The following is an 18,692-nucleotide window of genomic DNA, read 5'->3' as shown; positions in this document are numbered from 1 at the left end:
AGCGGTACATGCATACTTTTTGGGGGATTAACTGGCTTTTTGGGCCGCGCCTCCGTCCCTCCCAGTGCCCCGCGCTTTATTGTTAACGATACGTGTGTGCGATGAGGAGGCTGGCTTGACCGTGTATTCCCACTTGGCTTCGATTGATGCTGAGGCCTGGCCGGGTGTGGCGACTGTGCCGTCCTCACGCCTGTTGCGGTTCTCGGCGGGGCGCGCCGAGTCGGAGTTTGCGCAGGCCTGCGCCAAAGCGGGGGTGGAATTAGAAGGCAGCGACCCCGATATCGCTGTGCTTCACGACGCCCTCTTCTCCCGCATCGCCGATTCCGGTTGGCTTGGCCTTGCGGAGTCCTACATGGCAGGGGAGTGGACTACCCCCGATTCAGACCGATTGGTCAAGGTTCTTCTGCGTTTGCTGGGCGTAGGCTACCGCCCGAAGGCAAAAGACGTTGCGGTGGAGGAATCCACTCCGGGGGAACTTCCACTAGATGTGGTGAAGCTGTATGCGGGGGATGCGCTGAGTCATTCCGGCGGAATTTTCGCCAGCGGCGTGCCCACCACTGTGCGTGAGGCCGTGCGCAGCTATAGCGCGCATGCGGGCCGCAAGGAGCCCAAAGAGCACTTCGTCGATGTGACGTCAGTGAGCGAGCCCACCTCGACGGACCGCGAGGATTTGGGTGATGCCCAGCGTCGTTCGGCGCAGTGGCTTCTCGACGCTACCCATACCGGCGCCGGCACACACCTTCTGGTTTATCCCGCCACCGGCCTTCAAGTGGCGGTGCAGGCGGTCGTCCGGCGCGCCACGGTAGACGTGCTCACCGGCGATGAAGAGCAGCGCGCGCTTTTCGACGAACAACTGCTCCTTGAAGGAGCCGCCGATTCGGTGCATGTCCAGACGATTAACTCCCCGCTGCCGGATCCGCGGCAGTGGCGCGGTCGCTATGACGCCATTGTGAGCGTGGAGAAGCTTGAGACGTTGTCGCCACAGGAGCGTCGCCGCTTTGTGCAGGTGTTGGACCGTTCCCTCGTTCATGGCGGCCGTGTGGGCTTGGCGTCGCTGTTCGCCACGGAAAAAATGTCCCCGGCGGCACGCTCCGCAGTGCAGGTTATGCGTGGCTATATCTGGCCCGGGCTGGACTATCCTACGCTGGAGGAAACCCACCAGCTCTTTGATAAGCGCGCCAACCTGCGCATTGTGGCGCAAACCCACGTGGGTACGCACTATCTGGAGACCGTGCGCTTTCAGCGCAGTTTCTTCGACGGACGCCTGCGGGAGGCAGCAGCCGCCGGCTTTGACCACGTCTTCCGCCGTCTGTGGACCTTTCAGTTTGCCCTGCGTGAGGCTTTGCTCACCCTAGGTATGTTGGACGCGGTCCATGTTGTGGCGACCCACCGCCACCGCGAAGGGCGCCGTTAGCGGTCTACACTGGGCGGCGCCACCATCACAACCCACCTCGCAGCCTGGAGGAAAAGCATGTCAGACCGCACAGGAATTATCGCACACCGAGGTTATAACGGCTGGTACCCGGAAAATACCCGCCGCTCCTTCGAAGAAGCCCTCAAGCTCGATGTCGCTGGTGTGGAGTGTGACGTCAACCTGACCAAGGACGGGGAGGTCGTGGTCATCCACGACCTGACGGTGGACAGGACATCTGACGGCAGCGGTGCAGTAGGTGATATGACTCTCAAGGAGCTGCGCGCACTTAATGTCGGCACCGCTGAGGATCCGCAACGCATCATGCTTCTCGACGAACTGCTTGACCTCGTCGAGTCCTATCCCGGCAAGCAGCTACTCATTGAGACTAAACACCCGTCCCCGTTCGGTGCGGGGCTGGAGGAATCGGTGGCGGAGGTTATGCACAACCGGCAGCTCGATGCCGATCCACGGATTAGCCTGATTTCCTTTGACCCTGAGGCAATTGCCCGGTTCCGAAATCTGCTGCCGTCCCTGCAATCCTTTTTGCTCCTAGAACCGGAGGACGTACGTCCGGCGTCGCGTGAGGGCGCGACAGGTTTCGGGCCTTCCATTCGCCAGGCACGGAGTGAAGCTGATTTCTTTGGCGGCGGTGAAAGCCCGTTATACGTGTGGACGGTGAACTTGCCCAAGGACATGGCGTGGTGCCGCGATAACGGAGTAGAGCTCATGGCAACAGACTTGCCTGAGCTGGCGCTCGAGGTGCTTTCACACAGCTAACCAGCACCAAGCTATGCCTGCATAGACTGCGCGCTTGAGCTGTAAAGGTCTAGCCATAAAAGCAGTGGAGTTCCTTCTTGAGTAGCGCGTGACTCGACCCATTTCACGGCTGTGCATGTGACTGAAACCACTTTTATACTGAGATTTCGTGGGTCAGCCCCTTGAAATTCGCCCGCAGTTTTTCTTAGCAAAACTTTCAGTCAACTTTTTGTTTACCGCCTTGGTCTAGCTTTCTCTCCATGGCAGTATCCAACCCGGCACACGGGCAAATGACTGCAATCCCTGCAGTCACCGAGAAGCCGGTCGTCTCCGAGGAGTACGCGCGTCACCCACGCAAGCAGAAGCTCGACTGGAGACAGATCGGCCTCGCGGCATTGCTCATTGGACCGAACCTTCTCCTTCTCATTCTTTTCACCTATCGGCCGCTCATCGATAACATTCGAATCTCCTTCTTTAACTGGAATATCTCTTCGCCGGCGATGACCTTCGTCGGCCTGCAGAACTACATCGACTGGTTCCAAGCGCCGGATACCGGACGCGTGGTGTTCAACACTGTCGTGTTCACCTTCTTCGCAGTGGCCGGCTCGATGGTGCTTGGACTAGCGCTGGCATTACTGCTGGATCAGAAACTGTTTGGTCGCGCGGCAGTGCGTTCGATGGTCTTTGCACCTTACGTTATCGCTGGCGCGGCCATTGGCGTGGCGTTCCAGTTTGTCTTCGATCCTAACTACGGTCTCATCCAATATTTTTTGGGCCTTATTGGGGTTGAGGTGCCCAACTTTTATCAGCAGCAGAACTGGGCACTGTTTATGATCACGGTGACGTATGTGTGGAAGAACGTCGGCTACGTCTTCGTCATCTATCTTGCAGCCTTGCAGGGCCGCCGCCGTGATCTTGATGAGGCCTCGGAGATTGACGGAACCCCGGCCGCGCGGCACTTCTTCCGCGTGGTCCTTCCGCAGCTTCGCGGCACGACCTTCTTCTTGTTGATTACTGTGCTGCTCAATTCCTTCCAGGTCTTCGACATCATCAATGCGATGACCGGTGGCGGGCCCTTTGGCTACGGAACTTCCACGATGGTCTTCCAGGTATACCAGGAAACCTTTATCAACAATCGCGCCGGCTATGGCGCTGCCGTGGCCACCATCATGTTCCTCGTGGTGCTAGTCATTACGGTGCTGCAGATCAAGCTGCAGGAAAGGATGGATAAGTAAATGTCCGACAATCGCGCAATTCCGGCGTCCGTACGCGTAGGCCTGCCACAAGCTCAAGGTGAGCTGCCGCCGGTTCCCGGTTCCCAGTCCATCGCAGCGCCCGTCATCACCGAGGCCCAGCGTAAACGCAAAGGCGAGCCAATCGATCACAGCCATCCAGCAACGAAGGTCGTCGGCTACATCGCCCTCGTTCTTACAGTGCTGATGATTTTGGTGCCGCTGTACTTCATCTTTATCACCAGCTTTAAGTCTTTCCAGGACGTCTACTCAGATCCGATTTCCTTCTGGCCAAATCCTTTCAAGGCAGAAAACTACTCCTACGTCTGGCAGACCTCTGGCTTTTCGAGCTACCTGAAAAACTCCGTCATCATCACGCTTGTCCTGACGGTGGTGGAAGTGGTCCTCGGCGTTCTGACTGCCTATGCTTTCGCCTTCATTCGCTTTCCAGGTCGAAATCTGCTGTTCCTGCTCATCATTGCCTCGCTGATGGTGCCCAACCAGATCACCATTATTTCGAACTACTCGCTGGTTGCGTCATGGGGTTGGAGAGACACCTACGCCGGCGTCATCATCCCACTGGCGGGCGTGGCGTTTGGTGCCTTCCTCATGCGCAATCACTTCCAGTCATTGCCCCCGGAGATTCTCGAGGCCGCTCGCATGGACGGAGCGGGATTCTTCACCACCTTGTTCCGTGTGGTCCTGCCGATGTCGTGGCCAACGCTATCCGCGTTTGTCCTCATCACCGTGGTCAATGAATGGAACCAATACCTGTGGCCCTTCCTGATTACGGATACACCGGCTGCAGCCACGCTGCCGGTGGGCCTGACCCATTTGCAGGACGCGGAAGGCGTCACCAACTGGGCGCCGGTGATGGCTGGCACGGTGCTGACAACCCTGCCCATGATCATTATCTTCCTGATACTCCAGAAGCCGATGATTAAGGGCCTGACTGCGGGCGCAGTCAAGGGTTAGTCCGCCGGCCTGTCATCCCAACGCCCAACTCAATCAAGTCCCCCTCTACTTTTCACTTTTCTAGGAGAACCTCCACCATGTCTCGTAAGACTTCTACCCGCATCGTTGCCGTTTGTGCAGCACTCCTGACCACTGTGTCCCTGACCGCCTGTGCTGGTGGCTCGACCACCGCAGGAAGCGGTTCCAAGGACGGCGGCGACGCCAACACCATCACCTTCTGGTCCAACCACCCGGGTTCCTCCCGCGACTTGGAGCAGGAGCTCATCGATGAGTTCGAGAAAGAAAACCCCGATCTGAAGGTTGAACTGGTCACCGCCGGTTCCAACTATGAGGAAGTTGCACAGCGCTTCAACGCTGCCCTCGCAGGTGGCGACCTGCCTGACGTCCTCGTTGCGTCTGACGTCACCTGGTTCAATTTCGCGCTGAATGAGGCCACCACGCCGCTCGATGAGCTGTGGGAGATGAACGATATTGACTCTGAGAGCTACGTGGACACCCTGCGTGAGGACTACAAGTACAAGGACAAGCACTACGGCGTTCCGTACTCCCGCTCCACGAACCTGATGTACTGGAATACTGATGACCTCAAGGCAGCTGGTCTTCCCACCGACCGTGGTCCGAAGGACTGGGAAGAGTTCGACGAGTGGGCAACCAAGATCAAGGACAAGCTCGACAAGCCTGCCGTCACCGTACCGGATGGCTCCAACTACCTCGACTGGTACTTCCAGGGCATGATTTGGGCCTTCGGTGGTTCTTACTCTGATGAGTGGGAACCGAACTTTACCTCCAAGGAGTCCATCGAGGCCGGTAAGTTCCTGCAGGACCAGGTCAAGGCCGGTCACATCGAAATCTCTACCGACCCGACCGTCGCATTCGGCTCCGGAAAGGCCTCCGGTCTTCTGGAGTCCACCGGTTCCCTGGGTGGTCTGAAGGAGACGGCGACGATCCCGTTCATTACCACCTACCTGCCGGGCCCGGGCCCCTCGGCAGCCACCGGTGGTGCTGGTCTTGCCGTCCCGGCTGGCATTTCCGACGAGCGCAAGGCTAATGCGGTCAAGTTCATTGACTTCCTGACGAACACCGAGAACACCATCAAGTTCTCCCAGAAGACGGGTTACATGCCGGTGCGCAAGGACGCCCTGGATGATCCGGAAGAGAAGAAGTTCTTGGAGGAGAACCCGAACGCTCAGACCGCAATCGAGCAGCTCAACGAGAACACTAAGCCGCAGGATTACGCACGCGTCTTCGTGCCAGGCGGTGGACAGCGTATTGGTGGCGTTCTTGACCGCATCACTGTGGGCAATGAGGACGTGGAGTCCGCATTCGGTGACCTGCAGAAGGAGACTCAGAGCGTTATCGACCGTGACATCACCCCGAAGCTGAAGTAACTCTTCGCATCGTTTGAAAGGACATCATGGCTACTGTTGAATTCCGCCAAGCTTCCAGGATTTACGATCCGAAGAAGCCTCCGGCGGTCAGCCGCATTAACCTCGATATCAAGGATGGCGAATTCTTGGTACTCGTCGGACCGTCGGGCTGCGGTAAGTCGACGACATTGCGCATGCTCGCTGGCCTTGAGCCAATCGACGAAGGGCAGATTTTCATCGATGGGGCTGACGTGACTGAGACCCGTTCGCGGGACCGCGATGTAGCCATGGTGTTCCAGTCCTATGCGCTGTATCCCAATATGACAGCGCGCCAGAACATGGCGTTTGCATTGCAAAACGCCAAGGTGGATAAGGCAACCATCGAAGAGCGCGTGAACTTTGCCGCAAAGATGCTCGAGCTGGAAGACCTTATCGACCGCAAGCCGTCCGCGATGTCGGGTGGCCAGCGCCAGCGTGTGGCCATGGGGCGCGCTATCGTGCGCCAGCCCAAGGTCTTCCTTATGGATGAGCCGCTGTCTAACCTGGATGCAAAGCTGCGTGTCTCCACGCGTGCGCAAATCCTGCAGCTGCAGCGCGAGCTCAACACCACAACGGTCTACGTTACCCATGACCAGACTGAGGCGATGACCATGGGAGATCGCGTGTGCGTTCTCAAACAGGGCATCATCCAGCAGGTTGATGCGCCGAACACGCTGTATGAGAACCCCGGCAACTCCTTCGTGGCGACGTTCATCGGTTCGCCGGCTATGACCCTCATCGAGAACGTCCCGTTCGTTGACGGGCGTGTCGTTGGCGGCAAGGACCATGCTCTGGACTACTACATGCCACAGGAGCAGGCGGCGAAGGTGAATTCGGATCGCGTTATCGTCGGCGTGCGCCCAGAGAACTGGGAAATCGTCGGCGTGAACCAGCCCGGTGAGCAGTATGGTCTCCCGGTCCGGGTCGATATTGTCGAGCACCTAGGCTCCGAACTGTACGTCTACGGCAGCCGCGAGGAGTCGGCTGACGACGTCATCGCGGTCCGTGGTGACCGGATCACGGTGAAGGTACCGCGCGGCATTGACGTGCACCAGGGCGACACGATCTACTTGCGCCCGATGAAAGGCGGTTGCGTGTTCTTCGCCCCAGATACCGAAATCAACTACGACTACCTCTAAAACTGGTTTCACCACATCCGACGCGCCGGTGGTAGGGCTTCCCGCGCAGGGAACCGCCACCGGCGCGTTGCTATGGGGTCACGACCGGGCGAGACGCGCGTTCGAGAAGCACAGCAATAGAATCATAGGTCTTGCCCGCGATCATCTCGAGCCCCATCTCGCAGGTGCGGTTATCGGAGACGTACGCTTCGAAGTGCTCAGCGTCGAGCGAGGCGCGTTCCTCGCGAGTAGCGGACTCGACGAGCTCCGGGTGGAGCATGACGCGGTCACCAGCGGAGCCGCAGCACATCGCACCTTCGGGTACTTTGGCGTCACCGCAGAGGTTGGCCAAGTCGACAAGGTCTTGGCTGATGCCCATGTGATCCGTCGAGCACGTGGGGTGAACGGCAATGGATCCCATGTTTTTGACAATCGGTAGGTGCGGTGCAATCTCATCTCGTAGCCACTCCACGAGATCAAGGATGCGCAGGTCCTTCCAGAGTTCTTGGTCGGCCGCAGACAGTGCGTCCGGAACCGAATCCAGCAGACCGTGGGTACAGCTGGCAGCATCGACCACGATGGGCAGGCGGCCATGCTCAGACCAGTGCCACAGGTCGCGAACGATCTTCTGTGCTTGGTATTCGAAACCTTCTTTGTAGCCCTTGGAGGACCACGGCGTGCCGCAGCAATCACCGGCGACATCCTCCGGGATCCACACCGGCTGGCCCGCACGGCGCCCGAGTTCCACGACGGCGCGGGGCAGGTCCACTGAATCCTGGGCCGAACCAGCCGGGCGGCCGAAAATGCGGTTGATGCAGGCAGGGAAGTAGAGCGCCTGGGCACCCGCGCGCGGGGTCTGTGGCAGGCGTGATGCGCCCTTCGGCAGCGGGCCGGGAACAGTCGGCAGCAGGTCGGGCGCCACGACGTTGCGGGCCATGTTCGCACCCAGCTCTAGCGGCTTGTGTGGCACCCTGTTGGCGGAAATAACACCGGCGCGCGCTAGTTTTTCCACCACATCCCAACGCTGGGCCGTGGTCAGCGCCACCTTCTCGCGGGCGGGCGTCGCCTGCTTGGTGCGCAGCTGCTTCATCACTGCACCAGTATCGATGCTGATGGGGCAGGGGATTGAACACGTGCCGTCGGCCGCGCACATGTCCACCGCGTCATACTGATACTCCTGCTGTAGCTGGGCGAGGACTTCAGAGCCCTCTTCCTGGCGCGCCATCTCGCGGCGCAGCACAATACGCTGGCGCGGGGTCACCGTGGCATGCCGCGAGGGACACACCGGCTCGCAGAATCCGCACTCCACACACGGGTTAATCTCGTCTTCGACCTTGGGGAAGGACTTGAAATTGCGCAAGTGAATGGTTTCATCCCGGGTGAGCTTCACATTGGGAGCGAGGATGCCCTTGGGGTCGATCATGTTCTTGACTTCCCAGAAAAGCTCAAAAGCCTCCGTACCCCATTCGTGCTCTAGGTAGGGAGCCATGTTCACGCCGGTGCCGTGCTCGGCCTTCATTGATCCCTGGTACTTGTCGATGACCAGTTCAGCGAGGTCATCGAGGAAGTTAGCATAAGACTCGCGTTCTTCTTCGCGGTCAAAGCGCGGGGTGAAGAAGAAGTGGAGGTTGCCAAAGGCGGCGTGGCCCATAACAGACTCGGGATACCCGTACTTGGCCTGCAGATCCATAAGATCTGCTGCAGCTTCGCCCACCTGGGACGGTGGGAAGCAGACGTCTTCGGTGATGTAAGCCGTCCCATTGGGACGGTCAGCGCCGAGCAGACCATAGAGGCCATTGCGCAGCTCCCAGGCTCCACGCATCCCCTCTGGGGTGGTGAGGAATTCGAGGGGGCTCAGCAGTGGGGCGTCGGCAAGCACGGCGCGAAGACGCTCCATAGCCTGGTTGAGTTCCTCTTCATCGCTGCCGCCGACCTCCACGAGAAGGGCCGCCGCGTCATCGTCGAGGGTGCGCCAGGACTGCGGTGCGTGGGCGTAGTGCTCGGCGGAGCGGCGCATCACAGGAGCAACAAGGAGCTCGCAAGCTTCCGCACCGGTCTCCATGATGGGGTGGACAAAGTTGGCGGCATCGCGCAAGTTCGGCAGCTCGACCCACGTCGTGGCCTTCACGCGCGGCAACTTCACTGTGCGGATGACGGACTCGGTGATGGCACCAAAAATGCCCTCGGAGCCCACGAGCAGGCGCTTGAGAATGTGCACCGGCTCGTCCTCATCCAAGAACGCGTCGATGCGCAATCCGTTGGTGTTGCGGATGGAGAACTTCGTGCGCAGGAACTCCACCATTGTAGTGTTGGCGCGTAACTTGTCCCGGAAAGCCAACAGATCAGCGTGGAGCTTCGGCTCTTGGGCGCGGAAGACCTCATCGCCGCGAGCCGTGTCCACGATGGTGCCGGAGGGCAGGACGAAGGTGAGGTCCTCAACGCAGTGATAGCTATCGCGCTCGAGCGAGCAGCGCATACCACCAGAGTTGTCCGCGAGAACGCCTCCGATGGTGCAGACCGAGGTCGACCCCGGATCGGGGCCCAGCATGAAGCCGTGGCGGGAGAGCACAGCTTGGGCATCACCGAGGATCACACCCGGGCGTGACCAGAGCTTGGTACCGCCATCGCGCACCTCCATGCCGGAGAAGTGCGTTTTGACGTCGACGAGGATGTCATCGCTCATGGCCTGGCCGTTGAGGGAAGTACCGGCGGCACGGAAGGTCATGTGGCGGTCGTTGGCCTCGCAGTACGCCATGAGTGCGGAGAGGTCAGCGGCATTGCGCGGGGAGACCACGATGTTGGGGATGGAGCGGTAGGGGCCGGCGTCGGAAGAGAAACGAACGAGGTCGGTGAGGCGCCCGTGGACGTTATCTGCCCCAACGATGGCTTCCATGTCCGCGACGAGCTCGGCGGGGGAGCCGTGGCGGTAGCGGGCGGAGACGGCGTCGGCCTGGCTGGTGGTTCCTTCTGGGCGGGTAAGGCGAGAGGTATCGGGGCTGAAGAGCTTTGACATATCTCTAATCTATCGCTTGACAGTAAATAGGGACTAAATGGGGTACACCTCGACTGTGATGTGGGATACTTAGTTCACTCAATGAGATGTGATAAGGAAAGGACACGTTATGAACAGCCCGCGCACGGAGGGGGAGGCTGGCGAGAAACTCGCCGTCTATGCCTTCCCCCTCGTTATTGTTGCCTGCGCCGCCGTGGCCTTTATGTCCCCGAGTACTTTCGAGCCGGTGGGGCAGTACACCAAGCAGTTGCTCATGGTGATCATGTTCTCCATGGGTCTCACGCTCACCTTTCCGGACTTGGCTCTAGTGGCGAAACGCCCGCTGCCCATTTTCCTCGGGGTTCTCTGCCAATTTGCCATTATGCCGACGAGCGCCCTGCTGGTGGCGAAAATACTGGGGCTTTCCGACGCCGCCACTGTCGGCCTCATCCTCCTCGGCTCCGTCCCCGGCGGCACGGCCTCCAACGTCATGGCCTATCTGGCGAAAGGAGACGTTGCATTATCCGTCGCAATGACGTCGGTGTCCACGCTGGTATCACCCATCATGACTCCGCTGCTCATGCTGTGGTTGGCCGGTGAGACGGCGGATGTCGACGGCGCCGGCATGATGTGGTCACTAGTGCAGACCGTTCTGATCCCCGTGGGACTCGGCCTGCTACTGCGGGTCATCGCGAGCACGGTCGTGGACAAGATCCTTCCCGTACTGCCGTGGGTGGCCATTGGAGGTATCGGCGCCGTGGTCATGGCCGTGGTCTCGAAGTCGCAAGACAAGCTGGTGACCGTCGGGCTCATTGTGTTTGTCGGCGTGGCCATTCAGAACGTCATTGGCTTCCTCTTCGGCTACTACTTGGCCAAGCTAGCCCGTGAACGCGAGTCCGCTGCCCGCACCACGGCCATTGAGGTGGCCACCCAGAACTCCGGCCTGGCCTCTGCGCTGGCGCTGCAGTTCTTTAGCCCAGAGGCGGCCTTGCCTGGCGTGGTTGCTGCCGTGTGGGCAAATGTCACGGGGGCCATTTTCGCGGCTATTGTTCGACGCAAGCCCCTCGACGACGAGCTTGCTCAACCCTAGACCTCGCTGAGATCCTGATCCTTCAGCTCCTTCATGGCCAAGATAGCGATGAGGGAGATGAAGCAGACAATGATGAGGTAGTAACCCACATAGTTCACGTTGAACTCACGGACCAGCCACGTGGCGATAAACGGCGCAACTGCTGCTCCCAGGATGGAAGAGACGTTGTAGGCGATTCCCGAACCCGTGTAGCGGACATTGGTGGGGAAGAGCTCTGGAAGAACAGCGGACATGGGGCCGAAGATGAGTCCCATGGCGAACATGCCGATGAGCAGGAAGCCCAGCACCGAGTTGCGGTCAGCAACCTCAAGGCCCAGGAAGTACGGGAAGCTGAAGCCGAAGGCAATCATCACGATGGAGGTTGCCACGAGGACCGGCTTGCGGCCGTACTTATCGGACAGCATGGAGGAAATCGGGATGCCGACAATGAACATGAAGATGGAAATGAGCTGAATCTCCAGGAACTCCAAATAGGGAATGCCCAAGCCGAGGCCCAGTTCCTTATCACCAATACCGTAGGACAAAATCCACGTGGTTACCAGGTAGAACTGGGTGTAGCAGGAGACCATGACGAAGGTGCCGATGATCATTGGCTTCCACGAGGTCTTGAAGGCTTCGACCATAGGAGTTTTAGCCTTCTTGCCTTGGTCCACGGCCTTCTGGAAGACCGGGGTTTCCTCCAAGCGCAACCGCACGTACAGGCCAATAAGGACCATGACCGCCGAGGCCAAGAAAGGCAGGCGCCAGCCCCATTCCATGAACGCGCCCGTGGTATCACCACGGTTGTAGTCCAACGTTGCAACCAGGGTCAGGAAGAAGCCATTGGCCAACAGAAAGACAACCGGAGCTCCGAACTGAGGCCACATCGCGGCAAATGCACGTTTTCCGTCCTTAGCAGTCTCGGAGGCCAGCAGCGCAGCACCGGACCATTCGCCGCCCAGGCCCAGCCCCTGGCAGAAGCGCATGAGGGCAAGCAGCGCCGGGGCAATAATGCCTGCCGTCTGGTACGTGGGCAGCAGACCGATGATAAAGGTCGCGATTCCCATGGTCAGCAGGGCACCCACTAGGGTGGCTTTGCGGCCGATGCGGTCGCCGAAGTGTCCAAAGAGGACTGAGCCCACGGGGCGGGCAATAAACGCTAGGCCGAAGGTGGCGAAGGATTGCAGCAAGGCAACCGTCGGATCCTCGGTCTTGGGGAAGAAGAGGAAAGGAAAGACGGCTACAGCTGCGGTGGCATAAATATAGAAGTCATAGAACTCAATTGTGGTGCCGATGGTTGAAGCTACGGCGATGCGTACACGGTCTCGTGAGGTGAGCTCAGCCGGGCTGCTTGCTTGCGCAGGTCGTGCGCTGTCTATTGCAGTCATTGGGGCGTCCTCCTTGGAATTTCAATAGGATGATTGGTTATTAGAAATCATAAAGTCTCACAGTCTGGAACACAAGTCTCATGGGGTGAAATATTTTCCGGCGGAGGGCCTGAGGCGCTATGTGATGAAGCGGTTAGCCTTGCGATGAAGCGCTTGCAGTGTTGTTGATAGCCCGCAAGGTGCCGTGTAGCTCGGGGCAGCCTTATGTAAACCCCCAGACCTGGCCCCCCAGACATGCTGGTCGGCGGGAAGGTGCCGGAAAGCGCAGGCGAAGAGTGACCTGCATGTCTGGGGTTTGAGGTCTGGGGAAATGGGTGCCAGGTAGCGCGAGGGAGGTAGCGCGATGTGCGCGGTTGGCGTAGTGGCGGGGAACTGAGGTCGCCGCATTATCTGACATAATGTACATTATCGGACAATAACGTTAACGTGCTGGCCAGAGGTGTGAGCATCTGCAAGGCTCTAGCATTCCTAAGTTATCGCCATGCGGCGTGGCTACACTGAGATATATGACTATCCAGCACATCGTAGATAAGCCGTCCCGCGCTGCTCTGTTTCTTGTCCTCGGGATCAACCCCGGCGGCGAAGATGCGGTTCGGGATCTGCTTACCGGATTCAGTGGCCTGTACAAGTCCGTTAATTTTCGTTACAACGAGGCGGACTTGTTTACCGTGGTTGGTATCGGCGCTTCCATGTGGCCGCGCCTGACCACCGCGCCCGCCCCTGAGCATCTTCGTGAGTTTGAGGCGATTGACGCCGCCCACGCGGCACCGGCAACTCCTGGCGATATCCTGTTGCACTTCCGCGCCAATAGCTACGACCTCTGTTATGAGCTTGCCCGTCAGGTGCTCGCGCAGCTAGGTTCGGCTGCCACCGTGATCGATGAGACGCAAGGCTTCAAGTATCTCGACCAGCGTGACCTACTAGGCTTCGTCGATGGTACGGCAAACCCGCTGGCACAGGAAGCTTTAGACGCTGTGCTACTCGGTGACGATGCTGATTACCCGCGCGGCTCTTACGTCACGGTACAAAAATACATCCACGATATGGACAAGTGGCACGAGCTGAGCACCGAGGAGCAGGAACGCGTTATCGGCCGCACCAAGGCAGATGATATCGAGCTCAGCGAGGCGGATATGCCCTCCAATTCTCATGTTGCGCTCAATGATCTCGATGAAGATATCTACCGTGAAAACATGGTCTTTGGCTCATTCGCTTCTGGTGAGACGGGAACCTACTTCATCGGCTATGCGAAGGACCCGGAAAACATCAATAAGCGTCTGCGTCAGATGTTTATCGGCGAACCTGCCGGCAACTACGACCGCATCCTGGACTTCTCCACTGCGCTTACCGGAACGAATTTCTTCGTCCCTAGCGCAGACCTCATGGAGAGCTTCGATGAACTTCCCCATTAACGTCAAGTGACGTTAATGGGTGTATGTGGAAGTGTGCGAGAAAACCCGTATTTCAGCGCTGTCGGTACGCCATGACGAGTTGGACGGCGGTCAAAGCTACGAGCAGCGCGGAGAACGCCACCATCAGCTTCGTTCCCGTGAACCAGATGAATATGCCGAATCCAACGAGTACGGCTAGGCGCACCCACAAGACGGTAATGAGGTGTTGCGATTTCATGATCGCTATTTCTGAAGGGTCACGCGGACGTTGACTTCGCCAACCTCGGAAATCTTGGCAGCAATCATTTCCGGGGTCTCCACGCCAAAGTCCAAACGATTGATCGGGATGTCACCGCCGAGGATGATGCTGTCGCCGTCGCGAACGACCTGGAAATCGGTGGTCACGTTCTTAGTTTGACCGTGGATGGTGAGGTCACCGGTGAGCGGGATGGTGACGGGTGAGGCGTCGTCAGGCACGGCAGAGAGGTCGGCCGACTCAGTCAGAGTGAAGGTGGACTCAGGGAACTTCGACACCTCAAAGAGCTTGGTCTTCATGTTCTGGTCGCGCACCTTCTTATCCGTGGTCAGCGTGGTCATGTCGACAGTTATCGTTGCTTCCTCGACCGTAGAGTCCGAAATAACGGCTTGACCAGTAACGTCCTTGGTGGAACCGGAGGTTGTGCGTTTATCAGCCGGCAGGATTTCATCGATGGTAAAGCCGGCCGACGTAAAGTTATAGGGAGAGCCTTTCACAACGTTCCACTGCCCATCGAGCTCGGTAGTTGCGGCCTTGACTCGATCCAGGTTAATCGGTTCTGTCTTCACGCCACGTCCCATGACCAGTGAAAACACCATCGGACCAAGGGCCAGTGCTGTCGAAGCTAGGATCAGGATCACGAAGACAGTGATGACTAGTTTGCGGTTACCTAACAGCGATTTCATGTTCTATCTCAATTCCTCCAGATTGCGAGCCAACGTCACCAGTTCGGTACACAATTCCTTCATCTCTTCGGCGCTGGCGCTTTCCGACGCCGCCGTAGCCACATCCTCCGCACAGCACCGCAGTTCAAAGAGTCCATCCCGGAGCTGGTCGGCTTTGTCCGGGGTTAGGATGACGGCATCGGCAGGAATCGTGGTTCCGGCAACATTCTGACGCTGTTCATATGCACGCTGCTTGCAGGAGGCCGAGCAGAACTTGCGTGGGCGTCCTCGGCCGCCTTGCGCAATCTCCTTGCCGCACCATTGGCAGGTTGCGGCGTTGTTGCGACGCGGCGACCCCGGCTGCCGATCCTGTGTACCAATCACTCCACACACCTTAGCCCATAAAGCTGAGGGTGGGAACAAAGGCTAAAGCCTGTTCGTTATACTGGAGGAACTTTAAGTGATAAAGGTCGATCCTGATCCCTCCCTCACTACTTGAAAAGGATGATGTTGCATGGCAGATCGCGTGCTTCGTGGCAGCCGTATGGGCGCTGTGAGCTACGAAACCGACCGTGACCACGACTTGGCACCGCGCCAGATGGTGAAGTACCGCACTGAGGACGGCGATATTTACGAGGTGCCGTTCGCTGATGATGCGGAAATCCCTGAGGAGTGGATGTGCAAGAACGGTAAGCTCGGCACCCTTGTCGAAGGCGAAGGCGTGGAATCCAAGCCCACCAAGCCGCCGCGTACCCACTGGGACATGCTGCGTGAGCGCCGCTCCATCGAGGAACTGGATGAGTTGCTGACGGAGCGCATTGATAACCTTCGCTCCCGCCGCCGCGCTGCTGCCCGCCTGCTCAAGGAGCAAAAGGAACAGGAAGAAAGCGAGTCCTAGCTGGACTGCGCTTTGGCAAAGTTAAAGGGTAGAGGCCCCATGGGAGCCTCTACCCTATTTTTGTTCTATTGATGCTGCGCGTCGGTCATTGCTAGTTCTGGCCACTGCAGCGCTAGCTCAGACGGCTAGCGCTTGCTCGAGCGCTGAACCAAGTGGGTAACGTCACCGATAAACTCGCTCACGGCGTTCTTGATCTTGGTGGCCTTTGCGCCGAGTTCGAGATCTTCCACGGTGCGGCTGGCCAGCTTGGACACTTCACCACTGAAATCGCTGACCTGCTCGGAACGGTGAGCAACGCCCCACTTGGTGACCTCAAGGAGGGAGTCCTTAACAAAAGAACCGTCCAGCTTGGATTCTCCCAGCTCACGCTCGGTAAAGGTGATCGGCACCTCGCGAACGTCAAAACCATCCTTGATGGCGCGGAAAGCCACGTCCACCTGGAAGATGTAACCAGCCTTGGACAGGTCATCGAAGTCAAGGTGCTCGAGCAGCTCACGGCGGAAGGCACGGTAGCCGGCGGTCATGTCACTGATTCCTGCGCCGAGTGCGACGGAGATGTACTTGTTACCCAGACGCGAGAGAAGCTCACGGTTGGCCGGCCAGTTGACGGTTTCGCCGCCCGGCACGTAGCGGGAACCAATGACGAGGTCGGCTCCCTTCTCAATCTCCTCGAGCAGCAGGTGCAGCTGCTCTGGTGCGTGGGAGCCATCCGCATCCATTTCACACAGAACCTGGTAATCCTTCTCCAGACCCCACTCAAAGCCAGCGATATAAGCTCCCAGCAGGCCACCCTTGCCCTCGCGGTGCAGCACGTGAAGGTTGGAGTCCTCCGCTGCCAGCTTGTCGGCTGCCTCGCCGGTGCCGTCCGGGGAGTTATCGTCAACAATGAGGATGTGAACCTCAGGCGTGGCTTTACGCACGCGGCCGGTAATCAGCGGCAGGTTCTCAATCTCATTGTAGGTAGGGATAATGACCAGGGTGGATTCGCGGGTCGAGCTCACTAGTTCTTTGCTCCTTTAGGTTTAAGACGAGGCGTGCTGCTCCGGGTAGTAAAGGAAGTGGAATAGACCGCCAGCAGCGCGCAGACCGTTCCAATAATAGTCATGAGCCATTGCAGGATCGAACCATAACGCACCGCAAAAGTACGTCCTTCTCGTAGCGGGAGTTCTTCTTCAAGGTAGGCAGGCTCAAAGATGCCACTAGCTTGGCTCACGCTGCCGTCTGGATGAACGATGGCGGAGACTCCAGAGGTCGCGGCCACGACGACGGCCCGGTCAGCTTCCATCGCTCGCAACCGGCTCATCGCGAGTTGCTGGTAGGTCATGTCGGAATCGCTGAAGGTGGCGTTGTTGGTAGGCGTGGTCAGGATCTGCGCGCCGTTATCGATGGCAGTGCGGACGGCCTGGTCAAAGCTCACCTCATAGCAAGTGGCAATACCCACCGTCGTGCCAGCCATGGTGACTACACCGGGCCCATCTCCGGGTTTCATATCCCCTGCAAGCTCCACCAGATCGGTGATCTTGGCAAAGAAGTCGCGCATCGGCATGGTCTCGCCAAAAGGCTGCAGGTACTTCTTGTGGTGATGCTCACCTGCCGAACCATCCGGGTTGAACACCTGCATGGTGTTGCGCGCGCCCACCTCATCTGTCGTTAATGTGCCGACGAGGATGGGGGCGTTGATGTCGCGGGAGGCGGCGTCGATAAGCATCCGTGCGTCCTTGTTAGTGAACGGATTGATATCGGAGGCATTCTCGGGCCAGATGACGATGTCAGGGTGTGCGCCGTCGTGGGCGGCCTGTTCAGTGACGCGCACGTGGTTGTCCAGCACCGCGCGGCGTTGCGCTGCGAAGTCCAGGCCAAGCCGCGGGACGTTGCCCTGCACTGCCGCGATGGTCACCGTTCCCGTGGTCCGTGAATCACGACCTATCCCCTGTCCTGCCAGAATGCCTGCCAACAGGGGAAGCGCAATGAGCGCGCAGGCGAGCCTCGGTGCACGAGCCAATCCCACAAAACCTGCCGCTGCACACACTGCTGCGAAGGTGATGAGAGCGGGGCCTCCCCACGGTGCGAGGTTAGCCAGTGGCCCCTCAATTTGCCCCCAGGCCAGGCGGACCCAGGAAAAGCCGCCGAAAGGTACCGAAGAGCGCAGCATCTCCACCGCAACATAAAAGAAAGGGAAGAGCGCGAAGCCGTACTTCCAGCGCAGCAGCGCAGACCCGCCGATGCCGAGCAGGATGCTGTAGAGGGACAAAAACAACGCCAGTGCGATATAGGGCATCGAGCCCACAAGCTCGCCAATCCACGGCAGTGTGAACACGTAGAGCACAGCACTGTGCACTGCGGCGATGAGTGCGGACCATGCCAAGGAAGGCTCAGTCGTGCGCCACGGCGCGAGCGCAGCCACCAGCAGCGCCACGCCGATAATTCCGGCTGCCCACCAACCCCGCGGTTCGATGGCGAGGTAGGTGACGGCGCCGGATGTGGCCGCCAGGATCAGTCGAGCGATAATCCCCAGCACTAGTTCTTGCCGTCCTCAAAGTCCTCAGGCTTGACGTTCTTGGTCCAATCCCGCAGCTCGTCCTCGTCGATCACTTCAGGAGACGGAGCATTCGGCGTCATCGGGCCGGCGTTGCCGAAGGAACCATAGGAGTCTCGGTGCTGAGCCATCGGAGAGGCCTCATAGGCGCGGATGCCCATGTCCTCAATCTTCTTAAACATCGACGCTGCTAGCATCATGCGAATCAGCGAACGCGTTGGTGCAAAGATAAACAGCGCACCGAGCACAGTAGACACGAAGCCAGGCATGGATAGCAGAATGCCTCCCACCATCGTCAGGCCCACGTTGCCGGCTGTCTTTCCAGGGGTCGGATCCTCCATGACGTACATGCCATCACCTGCCTGGCGGATGCGGCTCGACATCATGCGGCGCACCTCCAGGCTGGCAATGGTCATGCCGAAGAACATGGTCAGCGCTAGGGCAAGTAGGGCCCAGAGGACGCCGATCCACTGCGCGACGGCCCAGAAGGCGAGGGTTTCCAGAAGGATGTACGCGATGAACAGAACAAAGGGCATGCTGCCTACCCTACTTGCTTTACCAGCCGGTTCGCTGTTGCCCCTCCTAAGCCCATTAGA

At 58.9% G+C, this 18,692-nt stretch carries 17 protein-coding genes; 9 read left to right on the top strand and 8 right to left on the bottom strand.

All coding sequences use genetic code 11. From position 1 onward, the window contains the following. Positions 1-121 precede the first annotated feature (121 nt). The 6 genes from CSING_RS06900 (at position 122) to CSING_RS06875 (ending at position 6,922) form a co-directional block, all read left to right on the top strand. Complete coding sequence (locus CSING_RS06900) at positions 122-1,414, top strand: class I SAM-dependent methyltransferase (protein ID WP_042533249.1); 1,293 nt, start codon at positions 122-124, stop codon at positions 1,412-1,414. A gap of 57 nt (positions 1,415-1,471) precedes the next feature. Further along, positions 1,472-2,191 (top strand): glycerophosphodiester phosphodiesterase, encoded by a 720-nt coding sequence (locus CSING_RS06895; RefSeq protein ID WP_042530896.1) that lies wholly within the window; start codon positions 1,472-1,474, stop codon positions 2,189-2,191. Positions 2,192-2,430: 239 nt separating this feature from the next. Further along, positions 2,431-3,405 (top strand): carbohydrate ABC transporter permease, encoded by a 975-nt coding sequence (locus tag CSING_RS06890; RefSeq protein ID WP_236683939.1) that lies wholly within the window; start codon positions 2,431-2,433, stop codon positions 3,403-3,405. After that, a complete protein-coding gene (locus tag CSING_RS06885; protein WP_042530892.1) occupies positions 3,406-4,377 on the top strand; it encodes a carbohydrate ABC transporter permease in 972 nt (323 codons plus the stop codon). Between the two features lie 77 nt (positions 4,378-4,454). After that, positions 4,455-5,765 carry an ABC transporter substrate-binding protein gene (locus CSING_RS06880; protein ID WP_042530890.1) on the top strand — a complete coding sequence of 437 codons (1,311 nt, stop codon included), beginning with the start codon at positions 4,455-4,457 and terminating at the stop codon, positions 5,763-5,765. A gap of 26 nt (positions 5,766-5,791) precedes the next feature. After that, entirely contained in the window at positions 5,792-6,922 is a 1,131-nt protein-coding gene (locus tag CSING_RS06875) for an ABC transporter ATP-binding protein (protein WP_042530888.1), read from the top strand. A gap of 70 nt (positions 6,923-6,992) precedes the next feature. Here the strand turns inward: CSING_RS06875 and CSING_RS06870 are convergent, their stop codons facing one another. Beyond that, the gene (locus CSING_RS06870) at positions 6,993-9,914 is read right to left on the bottom strand and encodes an FAD-binding and (Fe-S)-binding domain-containing protein (protein WP_042530886.1); all 2,922 of its coding nucleotides are present in this window, start codon (positions 9,912-9,914) and stop codon (positions 6,993-6,995) included. Positions 9,915-10,023: 109 nt separating this feature from the next. Here CSING_RS06870 and CSING_RS06865 point away from each other — a divergent pair, with 109 nt between their 5' ends. Continuing rightward, complete coding sequence (locus tag CSING_RS06865) at positions 10,024-10,983, top strand: bile acid:sodium symporter family protein (RefSeq protein ID WP_042530885.1); 960 nt, start codon at positions 10,024-10,026, stop codon at positions 10,981-10,983. Here CSING_RS06865 and CSING_RS06860 read toward each other — a convergent pair. Continuing rightward, positions 10,980-12,350, bottom strand: coding sequence for an MFS transporter (locus tag CSING_RS06860; RefSeq protein WP_042530883.1), 1,371 nt, complete (start codon positions 12,348-12,350; stop codon positions 10,980-10,982). The genes CSING_RS06865 and CSING_RS06860 overlap by 4 nt on opposite strands. Before the next feature lie 506 nt (positions 12,351-12,856). Between CSING_RS06860 and CSING_RS06855 the strand changes: the two genes are divergently transcribed. Next, a complete protein-coding gene (locus CSING_RS06855) occupies positions 12,857-13,762 on the top strand; it encodes a Dyp-type peroxidase (protein ID WP_042530881.1) in 906 nt (301 codons plus the stop codon). A 52-nt stretch (positions 13,763-13,814) separates the two neighbouring features. On the opposite strand, the gene CSING_RS13830 is transcribed toward CSING_RS06855, so the two are convergent. The 3 genes from CSING_RS13830 to CSING_RS06840 are packed head-to-tail and all read right to left on the bottom strand — an operon-like array spanning position 13,815 to position 15,046. Further along, complete coding sequence (locus CSING_RS13830) at positions 13,815-13,979, bottom strand: hypothetical protein (RefSeq protein WP_042530879.1); 165 nt, start codon at positions 13,977-13,979, stop codon at positions 13,815-13,817. 5 nt (positions 13,980-13,984) lie between these two features. Next, positions 13,985-14,683: a YceI family protein gene (locus CSING_RS06845; protein WP_042530877.1), complete on the bottom strand. Its 699-nt coding sequence runs from the start codon at positions 14,681-14,683 to the stop codon at positions 13,985-13,987. 3 nt (positions 14,684-14,686) lie between these two features. Beyond that, positions 14,687-15,046, bottom strand: coding sequence for a hypothetical protein (locus CSING_RS06840; RefSeq protein WP_042530875.1), 360 nt, complete (start codon positions 15,044-15,046; stop codon positions 14,687-14,689). A gap of 130 nt (positions 15,047-15,176) precedes the next feature. Between CSING_RS06840 and CSING_RS06835 the strand changes: the two genes are divergently transcribed. Beyond that, positions 15,177-15,560, top strand: a complete 384-nt coding sequence (locus tag CSING_RS06835) for an RNA polymerase-binding protein RbpA (protein ID WP_042530873.1) — start codon at positions 15,177-15,179, stop codon at positions 15,558-15,560. Between the two features lie 125 nt (positions 15,561-15,685). Here CSING_RS06835 and CSING_RS06830 read toward each other — a convergent pair whose 3' ends face one another. The 3 genes from CSING_RS06830 to CSING_RS06820 are packed head-to-tail and all read right to left on the bottom strand — an operon-like array spanning position 15,686 to position 18,632. Next, a complete protein-coding gene (locus tag CSING_RS06830; RefSeq protein WP_042530871.1) occupies positions 15,686-16,561 on the bottom strand; it encodes a polyprenol monophosphomannose synthase in 876 nt (291 codons plus the stop codon). After that, complete coding sequence (lnt, locus tag CSING_RS06825) at positions 16,561-18,078, bottom strand: apolipoprotein N-acyltransferase (protein WP_407637919.1); 1,518 nt, start codon at positions 18,076-18,078, stop codon at positions 16,561-16,563. Before lnt ends, CSING_RS06830 begins: the two co-directional genes overlap by 1 nt. Continuing rightward, positions 18,078-18,632 (bottom strand): FxsA family protein, encoded by a 555-nt coding sequence (locus CSING_RS06820; RefSeq protein WP_042530869.1) that lies wholly within the window; start codon positions 18,630-18,632, stop codon positions 18,078-18,080. The genes lnt and CSING_RS06820 overlap by 1 nt, the downstream gene beginning before the upstream one ends. Between the last annotated feature and the right edge of the window lie 60 nt (positions 18,633-18,692).

Origin of the sequence: Corynebacterium singulare (assembly GCF_000833575.1) — a bacterium.
GTDB classification, from domain to species: Bacteria; Actinomycetota; Actinomycetes; order Mycobacteriales; family Mycobacteriaceae; genus Corynebacterium; species Corynebacterium singulare.
This window is presented reverse-complemented; position numbering and strand designations above follow the sequence as displayed.

Coding starts and splice junctions, on each gene's coding strand:
- CSING_RS06895 (WP_042530896.1), top strand. CDS start 1,472: ATGTCAGACCGCACAGGAATTATCGCACACCGAGGTTATAACGGCTGG.
- CSING_RS06890 (WP_236683939.1), top strand. CDS start 2,431: ATGGCAGTATCCAACCCGGCACACGGGCAAATGACTGCAATCCCTGCA.
- CSING_RS06885 (WP_042530892.1), top strand. CDS start 3,406: ATGTCCGACAATCGCGCAATTCCGGCGTCCGTACGCGTAGGCCTGCCA.
- CSING_RS06880 (WP_042530890.1), top strand. CDS start 4,455: ATGTCTCGTAAGACTTCTACCCGCATCGTTGCCGTTTGTGCAGCACTC.
- CSING_RS06875 (WP_042530888.1), top strand. CDS start 5,792: ATGGCTACTGTTGAATTCCGCCAAGCTTCCAGGATTTACGATCCGAAG.
- CSING_RS06870 (WP_042530886.1), bottom strand. CDS start 9,914: ATGTCAAAGCTCTTCAGCCCCGATACCTCTCGCCTTACCCGCCCAGAA.
- CSING_RS06865 (WP_042530885.1), top strand. CDS start 10,024: ATGAACAGCCCGCGCACGGAGGGGGAGGCTGGCGAGAAACTCGCCGTC.
- CSING_RS06860 (WP_042530883.1), bottom strand. CDS start 12,350: ATGACTGCAATAGACAGCGCACGACCTGCGCAAGCAAGCAGCCCGGCT.
- CSING_RS06855 (WP_042530881.1), top strand. CDS start 12,857: ATGACTATCCAGCACATCGTAGATAAGCCGTCCCGCGCTGCTCTGTTT.
- CSING_RS13830 (WP_042530879.1), bottom strand. CDS start 13,979: ATGAAATCGCAACACCTCATTACCGTCTTGTGGGTGCGCCTAGCCGTA.
- CSING_RS06845 (WP_042530877.1), bottom strand. CDS start 14,683: ATGAAATCGCTGTTAGGTAACCGCAAACTAGTCATCACTGTCTTCGTG.
- CSING_RS06835 (WP_042530873.1), top strand. CDS start 15,177: ATGGCAGATCGCGTGCTTCGTGGCAGCCGTATGGGCGCTGTGAGCTAC.
- CSING_RS06820 (WP_042530869.1), bottom strand. CDS start 18,632: ATGCCCTTTGTTCTGTTCATCGCGTACATCCTTCTGGAAACCCTCGCC.